9 protein-coding genes are annotated in these 12018 nt (G+C 74.2%); 5 read left to right on the top strand and 4 right to left on the bottom strand.

Going from position 1 to position 12018, the window contains the following annotated elements; all coding sequences use genetic code 11:
- Positions 1 to 2370: GNAT family N-acetyltransferase (locus VIM19_11610; GenBank protein HEY5185523.1), on the bottom strand; the 2370-nt coding region annotated here is incomplete at its 3' end.
- Between the two features lie 48 nt (positions 2371 to 2418).
- Entirely contained in the window at positions 2419 to 3801 is a 1383-nt protein-coding gene (locus VIM19_11605) for a pyridoxal-dependent decarboxylase (GenBank protein ID HEY5185522.1), read from the bottom strand.
- Positions 3802 to 3923: 122 nt separating this feature from the next.
- Between VIM19_11605 and VIM19_11600 the strand changes: the two genes are divergently transcribed.
- The 5 genes from VIM19_11600 (at position 3924) to VIM19_11580 (ending at position 10962) form a co-directional block, all read left to right on the top strand.
- A complete protein-coding gene (locus VIM19_11600) occupies positions 3924 to 4856 on the top strand; it encodes a pseudouridine-5'-phosphate glycosidase (GenBank protein ID HEY5185521.1) in 933 nt (310 codons plus the stop codon).
- A gap of 5 nt (positions 4857 to 4861) precedes the next feature.
- Positions 4862 to 5791 (top strand): sugar kinase, encoded by a 930-nt coding sequence (locus VIM19_11595; GenBank protein HEY5185520.1) that lies wholly within the window; start codon positions 4862 to 4864, stop codon positions 5789 to 5791.
- A gap of 32 nt (positions 5792 to 5823) precedes the next feature.
- On the top strand, positions 5824 to 7530 hold the full coding sequence (locus tag VIM19_11590; GenBank protein HEY5185519.1) for an AMP-binding protein: 1707 nt from the start codon (positions 5824 to 5826) through the stop codon (positions 7528 to 7530).
- Positions 7531 to 7612: 82 nt separating this feature from the next.
- Positions 7613 to 10090 carry a DNA topoisomerase IV subunit A gene (locus VIM19_11585; protein ID HEY5185518.1) on the top strand — a complete coding sequence of 826 codons (2478 nt, stop codon included), beginning with the start codon at positions 7613 to 7615 and terminating at the stop codon, positions 10088 to 10090.
- Positions 10087 to 10962: a sucrase ferredoxin gene (locus VIM19_11580; protein ID HEY5185517.1), complete on the top strand. Its 876-nt coding sequence runs from the start codon at positions 10087 to 10089 to the stop codon at positions 10960 to 10962. Before VIM19_11585 ends, VIM19_11580 begins: the two co-directional genes overlap by 4 nt.
- Here the strand turns inward: VIM19_11580 and VIM19_11575 are convergent.
- Both VIM19_11575 and VIM19_11570 read right to left on the bottom strand, forming a co-directional pair.
- Positions 10925 to 11194, bottom strand: coding sequence for a hypothetical protein (locus tag VIM19_11575; GenBank protein HEY5185516.1), 270 nt, complete (start codon positions 11192 to 11194; stop codon positions 10925 to 10927). The two genes, VIM19_11580 and VIM19_11575, sit on opposite strands and share 38 nt — an antisense overlap.
- A gap of 50 nt (positions 11195 to 11244) precedes the next feature.
- Positions 11245 to 12018, bottom strand: a 774-nt coding sequence (locus tag VIM19_11570; protein HEY5185515.1) for a toprim domain-containing protein, incomplete at its 5' end; no start/stop codon positions are given.

Genomic DNA, 12018 nt, shown 5'->3' with positions numbered 1-12018 from the left:
GTAGCCGCGGTCCTCGACCAGCTCGGTGACCACCCCGCCGATGCCGAACGAGACGACCGGCCCGAACAACGCGTCCTCCGAGGTCTCCACCACGCAGGCCACCCCCCGCCCGGCCATCCGCTGGACCACCAGCTCGTCGGCGATCTGCGGACCGAAGGTGTCCAGGAACTGCTCGTAGGCCCGCCGGACGGCGGACTCCGAGCCGAGCTCGAGCCGGACCCCGCCCAGGTCGGTGCGGTGCATCAGGTGCGGTGCGCTGGCCTTGAGCACGACCGGGTACCCCAGCCGGTCGGCCGCCTCGGCCGCCGCGTCGGCAGTCGCCGCCGGTTCGGTCGGCCACAGGTTCACCCCGTACAGCCGCAGCAGCTCGGTCAGCGCGGTCCCGGACAGCTCGCAGCCCTCGACCGAGCGCATGAGCTCCGCCTCGACGACGTCCCGCGCCGCCTCCTGGTCGATGTCGGCCAGCTCGGGCACCTCCCCGCGGGGGGTCCGGCGCCACTGGGCGTACGACGTCACCGCGGCCAGCGCCCGCACGGCGTCCTCGACCGAGGCGTACGCGGGCACCGAGCCCACGACCGGGACGCCGTCCGGGCTGACCCGGCGCAGCAGCTCGGCGGCTCCCTCGACGGCGAGCACGGTCGCCACGATCGGCTTGGTCGCCCGGCCGGCCACCTGCCCGATCTCGCGGGCCACGTTCTGGCCGGAAGCGTTCAGCGGGGGCACGAACAGCACGACGACCGAGTCCACGGCGGGGTCGTCGACGACGGCGGCGAGCACCTTGCCGAACTCGGCGGGGCTGGCGCCCGGGCGGAACGTGTGCGGCTCCCCCACCAGCTGCAGTCCGCGCGCGGTCGCCGCATCCGCCGCGAGCACGGCGAGCGCGTCGGAGTTGCCGATGATGCTCACCCGGCGGCCCCGCGGCAGCGGCTGGAAGCTGAGCTGCATCGCGACGTCGAACAGCTCGCTGAGCGTCTCCACCTGGATGACCCCGGACTGGTGGAACACCTCGTCGACCGCGGCCGGGGGCAGCCGGGTGGCCCGGACGGTGTGCCCGAGCGGGATGCCCTGGGAGGACCGGCCGGACTTCACCGCCACGATCGGCTTGGACCGGGAGGTCCGGCGGGCGATCCGGCTGAACTTGCGCGGGTTGCCGATGGACTCCAGGTACAGCAGCAGCACGTCGGTCGCCGGGTCGTCCTCCCAATACTGGATCAGGTCGTTGCCGCTGACGTCCGCCCGGTTGCCGGCCGAGACGAAGGTGGACAGCCCCAGACCCCGGGACACGATCGTCTCGAGCAGGGCCACGCCCAGCGCGCCGGACTGGCTGAAGAAGCCGATCCGCCCCCGGCCGGGCATCACCGGCGACAGCGACGCGTTGAGCGACACAGCCGGGTCGGTGTTGAGCACCCCGAGGCAGTTCGGCCCGATCACCCGCATCCCGTTGGCCCGGGCCCGCGTCACCAGGGTCCGTTGCAACTGCCGTCCGTCACCTCCGACCTCGGCGAACCCGGACGAGACGACGACCAGGCCGAGCACGCCCTTCGCCGCGCAGTCGTCGGCGACGTCAACGACGGCGGCGGCCGGCACGGCGACCAGCGCGAGGTCGACGTCCCCGGGGATGTCGCTGACCCGGGCATAGGTGGGCAGCCCGCGGATGGCACCGTCGGCGGAGGGGTTGACCGCGTAGACCTCGCCCTGGAAGCCGCTGTCCAACAGGTTGCGGACGAGGGTCTCCCCCGCCGAGTCCGGCCGCTCGCTGGCCCCCACCACGGCCACCGACCTCGGCGCGAGCAGCCGCTCGACCGAGTGCGCCTCGGCCCGGTGCTCGCGTGCCTCCATCACCGCCCGGGACAGCTCGGTCGGCTCGATGGTGAACTCCATCAGGAGGTAGCCGTCCTCCATCGAGGTGTGCGGGGCGTAGCCGGCCTGCCGGAACACCTCGAGCATCCGGTTGTTCGCGGGCAGCACCTCGGCGACGAACCGCCGCACCCCTCGCTCGCGGGCGGCCGCCGCGATGTGCTCGAGGAGCACCGAGCCGAGCCCACGGCCCTGGTAGTCGTCCCGGATCACGAAGGCCACCTCGGCCTCGGCCGGCTTGACCTGGTCGTAGCGGACGACGCCCACGATGGACCCGCCGACGGTCGCCACGATCGCGGCCCTCTGGTCGTAGTCGACGACCGTGAACCGTGTGACGTCCCGGTCGCTGAGCACCGGGTAGGGGGCGAAGAACCGGAAGTAGATCGTCTCCGGGGACAGCCGGCGGTGGAACTCACGCAGCAGGTCCGCGTCGGCGGCGCGGATCGGGCGCAGGTGAGCGGTCCCGCCGTCACGCAGGACGACGTCGGCCTCCCAGTGCGAGGGGTACGGCATTTCCACGAGGTGCAGGCTAGTCTGCGCCGCCCCGCCGACTCTCCGTGATCACTGTGAGCGGGAGGTGGTCAGGGCCCGGCGGACGGCGGCCACGGCGGCGTCGACGTCCGCGTCGGTGGTGGCCCAGTTGCTCACCGAGCAGCGCACACCCGTCTGGCCGCGGAACACCGTCGGGCTGAGATAGACCGTGCCGTCGGCCAGCACGCCGTCGACCACGGCGCGGGTGACGGCGTCCGAGCCGTCGAAGCGGGTCAGCACCTGGTTGAGCACCACCTCGTTGAGCACCTCCGCGCCCGGGGTGTCCCGCATGCCCGCGGCGAACCGGTCGGCCCGGTCGCACAGCCGCTCCACCAGGTCGATCACCCCGCTACGCCCGAGCGAGCGCAGCGCCGCCCACACCGCGAACCCGCGGGCCCGGCGGGAGAACTCCGGCACCAGGTCCATCGGGTCGGTCGGCCCGTCGACCTTGATCAGGTAGGCCGCCGTGACGCCCAGCGCCGCCCGGTGCGCCACCGGGTCGGCCACGATGGCCAGCCCGCTGTCGTAGGGCACGTTGAGCCACTTGTGCGCGTCGGTGGCCCAGGAGTCCGCGCCGGCGTGGCCGTCCACCAGGTGCGCGAACCGGGGCGACGCGGCCGCCCACAGCCCGAAGGCGCCGTCCACGTGCACCCAGGCACCGGCCCGGTGCGCCCGCTCGACCACCTGGCCGAGAGCGTCGAAGCAGCCGGTGTTCACGTTGCCCGCCTGGGCGGTGACGATGCACGGGTCGCCGCCGGCCTCGGCCAGCGCAGCGTCGAGCTCGTCGAGCAGCATCCGGCCCTGGTCGTCGCAGGCCACCCGCCGGGCCGTGCCCACGCCGAGCCCGATGTACCGCAGCGACACGTCGACCGTCGCGTGCCGCTCCTCGGGGACGATGACGCGGACCCGCGGAGCGCCCTGCAGCCCCCGCTGCTCGACGTCCCAGCCGGCCCGCTCGAGCACCGCGTGCCGGGCGGCCAGCAGGCAGGTGGTGTTCGCCATCGACCCGCCGGTGACGAAGCCCACGGAGGCCGTGGCCGGCAGCCCGAGCAGGTCGAGCAGCCAGCCGGACGCGACCTGCTCGGCCGCAGTAGCGGCCGGGGTGACCGTGGCCAGGCCGGCGTTCTGGTCCCAGGCCAGCGCCAGCCAGTCCGCCGCGCGGGCGGCCGGCAGGGCTCCCCCGATGACGAAGCCGAAGAACCGCCCGGAGTCCAGTGCGGCCAGGCCCGGGGTGGCCGCGGCCACCAGCCGGTCGACGACGGCCGCCGGGTCGGTGGGACCGACGGGAAGCGGGCCGCCGAGCGCGGCGGCCACCTCCTCGACGGCAGCGGTGGCCGGGATCCGCCGGCCGGACAGCCCGTCCAGCCAGGCGAGGGCGTGCTCGTGGGCGCGGGCCAGCGCGGGGTCGGTCATCGCTCGACCGTAGCGGCTGCCGCCTCCACTCTCCATGATCACGGTCAGCGGGAGGAATGCGCCGTCCCGGGGCGGATTCGGTCCGCAGACGGCGATCATGGGGGGTGGGTAGGCTCCAACACATGACCACCGCACCGGCCCCGCTGCGGGTCCACCCCGAGGTCGCGGCCGCGCTGGCCGCCCGGGCCCCCGTCGTGGCCCTCGAGTCGACGCTGATCAGCCACGGGCTGCCCCGCCCCGACAACCTGGGCATCGCCCGCCGGATCGAGCAGGTGGTCCGCACCGAGGGGGCCGTGCCCGCGACCATCGCCATCCTGGGCGGGCAGGCCTGCGTCGGCCTGGACGACGGGCAGCTCGAGCAGCTGGCCACCTGCGACGACGTCGTCAAGGTGTCCGTGCGAGACCTGGGCTCGCTGGTGGCCTGCGGGGGCAACGGGGCCACCACGGTCGCGTCGACGAGCCACCTGGCCCACCTGGTCGGGATCTTGGTGTTCGCCACGGGCGGCCTCGGCGGCGTGCACCGGGACGCGCGGGCCTCCTGGGACGAGTCGGCCGACCTCACCACGCTCGGCAGCACCCCGATCACGGTCGTCTGCGCGGGGGTCAAGTCGATCCTCGACGTGCCGGCAACCCTCGAGCGGATGGAGACGCTGAACATCGGGCTGCTCGGCTTCGGCACGGACCGGTTCCCCGGCTTCTACCTGGGCGACTCGGGCCAGGGGCTGGACTTCCGGGTGGACACGCCCGAGGAGGTGGCCGCCGTCATGCGGGCCCGGCGCGACCTGCGGATCGGCTCGGCACTCATCGTGGCCAACCCGCTGCCGCCCGAGGAGGCGCTCGACGTCGTCACCCACGACGCGGTGCTCGCCGACGGCCTGGCGGCGGCGGAGGCGGCCGGGGTGCGCGGCAAGGACGTCACGCCGTTCCTGCTCGACTGGTTCCACCGGCAGACCCGGGGGGCCAGCCTGACCGCGAACATCACCATCGTGCTGCGCAACGCGGCGCTGGCCGCGCAGGTGGCGGTGGCCGCCGCGCCGGCCCCGCTGCAGACGTGAGCGAGATGACCGGGCGGCTGCCGCGTATCCTCGTTCTCGGCGACCTGATGACCGACGTCGTCGCGCTGGCCAGCGGCCCGATGTCGCGCGGGAACGACACCCGGGCCAGGGTCCGGGTGAGCGGCGGCGGTTCGGCGGCCAACACCGTGGCCTGGCTGGCCGCCACCGGCGTCCCAGGCGCTTACGTCGGCCGGGCCGGCGACGACCTGCTCGGTCGCGCGGCCGTGGCCGAGCTGCGTGACCTCGGCGTCGACGTCCACGTCGGCCTGGACCCGAAGCGGGCCACCGGCGCCTGCGTGGTCGTGGTCACCCCGGACGGCGAGCGGTCGATGTTCCCCGACGCCGGGGCGAACGCGGGCCTGGCCCCGGAGCACCTGCCCCCGCAGCTGTTCGTGGCGGGCCACCACCTGCACCTGTCCGGGTACGCACTGCTCACCGAGGGGTCCCGCGCTGCCGCCCTGGCCGCCCTCGCCCTGGCCAGGACGGCCGGGATGACCATCTCGGTCGATCCGGCGTCCGTGGACCCGCTGCGCGCCGTCGGGGTCGAGCGGGTGATGGGCTGGCTGGACGGCGTCGACGTGCTGCTGGCCAACGAGAACGAGGCCTGCCTGCTGGCCGGGCTGGCCGACCCGCTGGCCGCCGGTCGCGCGCTCACCCAGTGGTTCCCCGCGGTCGTGGTGAAGCTCGGCGGCGACGGCGCGGCCTGGTGCGGCCGCGACGCGGGAGCACCGGTCGTGGTGCCCGCCGTGCCGGTGGACGTGGTCGACACCACCGGCGCGGGCGACGCCTTCGCGGCCGGCTTCCTGCCCGCCGACCTGGCCGGCGCCGCGCCGGCCGACGCGCTGACCGCGGGGTGCGCGATCGCGGCGCGCGTGGTGACCCGGGCCGGGGCCCGTCCACCGACGCCGACGGCACTCCTGGCGCAGACCCCTTGATCGCGGGGTCGGACCGGCGAAAGGTGGGGGACATGTCGACCAGCGAAGCCACCGAGACCTTCCGCACCGCCCGCGACCTGCTGCTGGACCTGCGCACCGACTACGCCGAGGCCCTGCGCCGGTACCGCCCGCCGCGGCCCGAGCACTTCAACTGGGCGCTCGACTGGTTCGACGCGCTGGCGAGGGAGCAGCCGGACACCGTCGCGCTGTGGATCGTCGAGGAGGACGGGAGCGAGAGCCGCACCACGTTCGCCGAGATGTCCGCCCGGTCCGCCCAGGTGGCCGGCTGGCTGCAGTCCGAGGGCGTGGACCGCGGTGACCGGATCCTGCTGGTGCTCGACAACCAGCTGGAGCTGTGGGAGGTCATGCTCGCAGCCATCGAGCTGGGCGCGGTGGTCATCCCGGCCACCACCTTGCTCGGCCCGGCCGACCTGGCCGACCGGGTGCACCGCGGACACGTGCGGCACGTGGTCACCGGCAGCGAGAACACCCCGCGGTTCGCCGAGGTGGCCGGGGACTGGACCCGCATCGCGGTCGGCCCGCCAGTCCAGGGCTGGCTGCGCTACGACGACTCGGCGCAGTTCCTCGGCAGCTTCACCCCCGAGGTCGCGACCCGCTCCGACGAGACGCTGCTGCTCTACTTCACCTCCGGGACCACGGCGCTGCCCAAGCTGGTCGAGCACACGCACCTGAGCTACCCGGTGGGCCACCTGTCGACCATGTACTGGATCGGCATCCAGCCGGGCGACGTCCACCTCAACGTGTCCTCCCCCGGCTGGGCCAAGCACGCCTGGAGCAACCTGTTCGCGCCGTGGGACGCCGGTGCCACCGTGCTGGTGTTCAACTACCAGCGGTTCGCCGCGCCGGCCATGCTCGACGTCGTCCAGCGCTGCGGGGTCACGACGTTCTGCGCCCCGCCCACCGTGTGGCGGATGCTCGTGCAGGAGGACCTGCCGACGTGGCAGACCCAGCTGCGCGAGGTGGTGGCCGCCGGCGAGCCGCTCAACCCCGAGGTCATCGAGCAGGTGCGCTCGGCCTGGGGGCTGACCGTGCGGGACGGGTTCGGCCAGACCGAGACCACCGCACAGGTGGGCAACCCGCCGGGACAGCCGCTCAAGCCCGGCTCGATGGGCCGGCCGCTGCCCGGGTACCGGGTCGAGCTGATCGACGTGGTCACGGGCGAGCCGGGCGCCGAGGGCGAGATCTGCCTGGCGCTCTCACCTGAGCGCCCGGTCGGCCTCATGGTCGGCTACCGCGACGACCCGGCCCGCACCGACGAGGCGATGCGCGGCGGGTACTACCACACCGGCGACGTGGCCGGCCGGGACGACGACGGCTACATCACCTACGTGGGCCGTAGCGACGACGTGTTCAAGGCCAGCGACTACCGGATCTCGCCGTTCGAGCTGGAGAGCGCCCTCGTCGAGCACCCCGCGGTGGCCGAGGCCGCGGTCGTCCCGGCCCCCGACCCGGTGCGGACGGCGGTGCCCAAGGCGTACGTCGTCCTCGCGGCCGGCTGGCAGCCGGACCGGGAGACCGCGCTGGCGATCCTGCGGCACGCCCGCGCGACGTTGGCGCCGTACAAGCGGGTCCGCCGGCTGGAGTTCGCCGAGCTGCCCAAGACGGTGTCCGGGAAGATCCGCCGGGTGGACCTGAGGGCCCAGGAGACGCAGCGGTCCACCGGGTCCCGCGAGCCCCAGGAGTACCGCGAGGAGGACTTCCCGGAGCTGCGCGGCTGACCTCGACGCGGGTCGCTCCGCCGGGCAGTCGGCGGCGTCGGCGACAATGGCCGTGCCGCCGTCCCCAAGGAGTCCTGCCCGCATGGCCCGCCGCACCACCAAGACCCCGCCCCCGGACGACTTCGATGAGAAGATCCTCGACGTCGACGTCTCCTCCGAGATGGAGGACTCGTTCCTCGAGTACGCCTACTCGGTCATCTACAGCCGGGCGCTGCCGGACGCTCGCGACGGCCTCAAGCCGGTGCACCGGCGGATCCTCTACCAGATGGCCGACATGGGGCTGCGGCCCGACCGGGGCCACGTCAAGAGCGCCCGGGTCGTCGGCGAGGTCATGGGCAAGCTGCACCCGCACGGCGACGGCGCGATCTACGACGCGCTCGTGCGGATGGCCCAGCCGTTCTCGATGCGGGTGCCGCTCGTCGACGGGCACGGCAACTTCGGCTCGCTGGACGACGGCCCGGCGGCCATGCGCTACACCGAGTGCCGGCTGGACTCCGCCGCGCTGCTGCTCACCGGCTCCCTCGACGAGGACGTCGTCGACTTCGCGCCGAACTACGACGGCCAGCTCAAGGAGCCGGAGGTCCTGCCCGCGGCGTTCCCCAACCTGCTGGTCAACGGTGCCTCCGGCATCGCCGTGGGCATGGCCACCAACATGGCCCCCCACAACCTCGGCGAGGTCATCGCCGCGGCCCGGCACCTGATCAAGCACCCCACCGCCGGCCTCGACGACCTGATGCGGTTCGTGCCCGGCCCGGACCTGCCCACCGGCGGCATGATCGTCGGGCTGGACGGCGTCCGCGAGGCCTACGAGAGCGGCCGCGGGTCGTTCCGGATCCGGGCCACCGCCCGGGTCGAGAACGTGACGCCGCGCAAGCGCGGCATCGTGGTGACCGAGCTGCCGCTGAGCATCGGCCCCGAGAAGGTCATGGAGAAGATCTCCGAGCTGGTCCGGGCCAAGCGGCTGCAGGGGATCTCCGACCTCACCGACCTGTCCGACGGCCGGAACGGCCTGCGGGTCGTCATCGAGGTGAAGAACGGCTTCGTGCCAGAAGCCGTGCTCGAGCAGCTGTACAAGCTGACCCCGATGGAGGACACCTTCGGGATCAACAACGTCGCGCTGGTCGACGGCCAGCCGCGCACGCTGGGCCTGGTCGAGCTGCTGCGGGTGTACGTGGAGCACCGGCTCGACGTCGTCCGGAGGCGCTCGGCGTACCGCCGTCGCCGGGCCGAGGAGCGGCTGCACCTGGTCGAAGGACTGCTCGTGGCCATCCTCGACATCGACGAAGTCATCTCGCTGATCCGCTCCTCCGACGACGCGGCGCAGGCCAAGGAGCGGCTGATCCAGGTCTTCGACCTGAGCGAGGTACAGGCGACCCACATCCTGGACATGCCGCTGCGCCGGCTCACCAAGTTCAGCCGGATCGAGCTGGAGACCGAGCGGGACGAGCTGCAGCGGACCATCGCCGAGCTGACCGCCTTGCTGGACGACGAGGCGATGCTGCGGCAGACCGTCTCCGACGAGCTGGCCGAGGTGGCCAAGAGGTTCGCCACCCCGCGTCGCACTGTGCTGCTGGAGTCGGCCGGCCAGCCGACTGCGGCCGCGGCGGCGACGCCGCTCGAGGTGCCGGACGACCCGTGCTGGGTGCTGCTGTCGTCGTCCGGCCTGCTGGCCCGGACCACGACCGACGGCCCGCTGCCCCCAGCCGGGCCCAGGGCCAACCACGACGTCGTGACCTCGATCGTGCGGGCCACTGCCCGCGGGGAGGTCGGGCTGGTCACCTCCGGCGGCCGGCTGGTGCGGCTGTCGGTGCTCGACCTCCCGGCGCTGGCGCAGACCTCGGCGGCGCCGACCCTCGCCGGTGGGGTCCCGCTCGGCGCGCTGCTCGACCTCGGCGCCGGCGAGAAGGCGCTGTGCCTGGCCACCCTCGACCCCGAGTCGACCGGCCTGGCGCTCGGCACCGAGCGGGGTGTCGTCAAGCGGGTGCTGCCCGACTACCCGTCCAACCGCGACGGCTTCGAGGTGATCCGGCTCGACGACGGCGACCAGGTGGTCGGCGCGGTCGAGCTGGTCACCGGCGAGGAGGAGCTCGTCTTCGTCAGCTCCGACGCCCAGCTGCTGCACTTCCCGGCGTCCGTGGTGCGGCCCCAGGGCCGCCCGGCCGGCGGCATGGCCGGCATCCGGCTGGCCGACGGGCAGCGGGCCGTGTTCTTCGGGGCCGTCGCCCCCGGCGTCGACGCGCAGGTCGTGACCATCGCCGGGTCGTCCGACGCGCTGCCCGGCACCGAGGCCGGCGCCGGCAAGGTGACGCCGTACGACCTGTACCCGGGCAAGGGCCGTGGCACCGGCGGGGTCCGCTGCCAGCGGTTCCTGCGCGGGGAGGACACGTTGCTGCTGGCTCACGTCGGTCCCGCGCCGGCGCGGGCGGCCACCGCCGCCGGGACCCCGGCCGACCTGCCCGGGCCCGACCCGCGGCGGGACGGCTCCGGAACCGCGCTGGCCCAGCCGGTGGCCGCCGTGGCCGGCCCGCTGTCGGCCGCGCCCGCTGGGTCCGGCGGGTGACGGCCTGCTCCGAGCTGGCCCGCACCACGGGTGAGCCCCTCGCGGCCACCGCGCCGCACGTGCGCACCTGGGTGGTCCTCGAGCAGCCCGGCCCGTGGGGCCGCAAGGCGCTGCTGGACAGCCACCTCGACCGGGCACTCGGCCGCGCGCTGACCGAGCGCACCGCGGGGGTGCCGGTCACCGTCGTGCTGATCCGGCGTCCCGGGCCGCACCCCGACCAGCACGAGCGGTTCCCCCGGCAGCTGTGGCTCGCGCACACCGGGCCGGACGCCGAGCCATGGCTGCAGCACGCGGTCGTCGACGACCCGGCCGGGCTGCTCGACCTCGACGTCGCCGCGCTGGCCGCCGGGCAGCGGCCGGCCCTCGGCGCGCCGGACCCCGACCCGCTGCTGCTGGTCTGCACGAACGCCCGCCGGGACGCCTGCTGCGCGGTGCTGGGCCGGCCGGCGGTGGCAACCCTCGCGCAGGGGCGTCCGGGGCGGGTCTGGGAGTCCTCGCACCTGGGCGGGCACCGGTTCGCACCCACCGTCCTGTCGCTGCCCGACGGGTTCCTCTACGGCGGCCCGGACGCCGCCGCGCTGTCGCTGGGCGCCTGCCGTGGCCGCACAGCGCTGACCCGCCCCGCGCAGGCCGCCGAGCTGGCCGTGCTGTCCGCGGCCGGGGCGGCGCGCCCGCACGCGCTGACCGTCACCGGTGACCACGAGCAGTGGCGGGTGCACGGTCCGGACGGCCCGGTCGACGTCTCCGTGACGCCGTCCCCGCTGGCGCCGCGCCGGGAGAGCTGCACCGGCGAGGAGGTCGGCGGGACCGACTACACCGCCGTCCTCGGTGCCGTCAGCGCCGCGCCCGGGCCCCGGCCCCGTACGAGCTGAGGTCCGCGAGCAGCCCGAGCACGACCAGGACCGGCCCCCAGAAGCCGGTGACCCCGATGACCGGCGCGTAGGCCAGGGCGTACATCAGCGTCGTCCAGGGCAGCAGGATGAGCCCGACGAACGGCACCCAGAAACTGGAGTACGCCTGATCCACCTCGGAGGTGAACAGCCAGGCGAGGATCAACGCCACGCGCGGGCCGATGAACGAGCCGACCGCCAGCAGACAGCACATGCGACGAACGTAGGGGCCGCCGGCCGCCGCCGGCTACCGGTTCCGCGCGATCAGGCGTCGATGCGGCTGCGGTCGAGCGCGTCGGCCCCGGCGATGATGAACTCCCGCCGCGGGGCGACGTCGTTGCCCATGAGCAGCTCGAACATCCGCTCGGCGGCCTCGGCGTCGGGCAGGGTCACCCGGCGCAGCGTGCGCTGGCGCGGGTCCATGGTCGTCTCGCGCAGCTGGCCGGCGTCCATCTCGCCGAGGCCCTTGTAGCGCTGGATCGGGTCCTTAATCCGCCGGCCCCTGCGCTCCAGGTCGGCCAGCACCCGGTGCAGCTCGGCGTCGGAGTAGGTGTACAGATACTCGTTCTTCTTGCCGCCGCCGGTGATGACCTCGACCCGGTGCAGCGGCGGGACGGCGGCGAACACCCGCCCGGACTCCAGCAGCGGACGCATGGTGCGGAAGACCAGGGTGAGCAGCAGGGTGCGGATGTGCGCACCGTCGATGTCGGCGTCGGTCATCACGATGACCTTGCCGTACCGCGCGGCCTCCAGGTCGAAGGTGCGCCCCGAGCCGGCCCCGATGACCTGGATGATCGCCGCGCACTCGGCGTTCTTGAACAGGTCCGACGGGGACGCCTTCTGCACGTTGAGGATCTTGCCGCGGATCGGCAGCAGCGCCTGGTACTCGCTGTCGCGGGCCACCTTCGCGGTGCCCAGCGCGCTGTCGCCCTCCACGATGAACAGCTCGCTGCGCGCGACGTCGTCGCTGCGGCAGTCGGCGAGCTTCGCCGGCAGCGCCGAGGACTCGAGTGCGTTCTTGCGCCGCTGCACGTCGCG

The sequence above is a fragment of the Actinomycetes bacterium genome (assembly GCA_036510875.1).
Taxonomy (GTDB): domain Bacteria; phylum Actinomycetota; class Actinomycetes; order Prado026; family Prado026; genus DATCDE01.
This window is presented reverse-complemented; position numbering and strand designations above follow the sequence as displayed.

What these genes read in the sequence shown, in the direction of transcription:
- VIM19_11585 (HEY5185518.1), top strand. Translation starts at nt 7,613, where the DNA reads ATGGCCCGCCGCACCACCAAGACCCCGCCCCCGGACGACTTCGATGAG.
- VIM19_11575 (HEY5185516.1), bottom strand. Translation starts at nt 11,194, where the DNA reads ATGTGCTGTCTGCTGGCGGTCGGCTCGTTCATCGGCCCGCGCGTGGCG.
- VIM19_11605 (HEY5185522.1), bottom strand. Translation starts at nt 3,801, where the DNA reads ATGACCGACCCCGCGCTGGCCCGCGCCCACGAGCACGCCCTCGCCTGG.
- VIM19_11600 (HEY5185521.1), top strand. Translation starts at nt 3,924, where the DNA reads ATGACCACCGCACCGGCCCCGCTGCGGGTCCACCCCGAGGTCGCGGCC.
- VIM19_11590 (HEY5185519.1), top strand. Translation starts at nt 5,824, where the DNA reads ATGTCGACCAGCGAAGCCACCGAGACCTTCCGCACCGCCCGCGACCTG.
- VIM19_11595 (HEY5185520.1), top strand. Translation starts at nt 4,862, where the DNA reads ATGACCGGGCGGCTGCCGCGTATCCTCGTTCTCGGCGACCTGATGACC.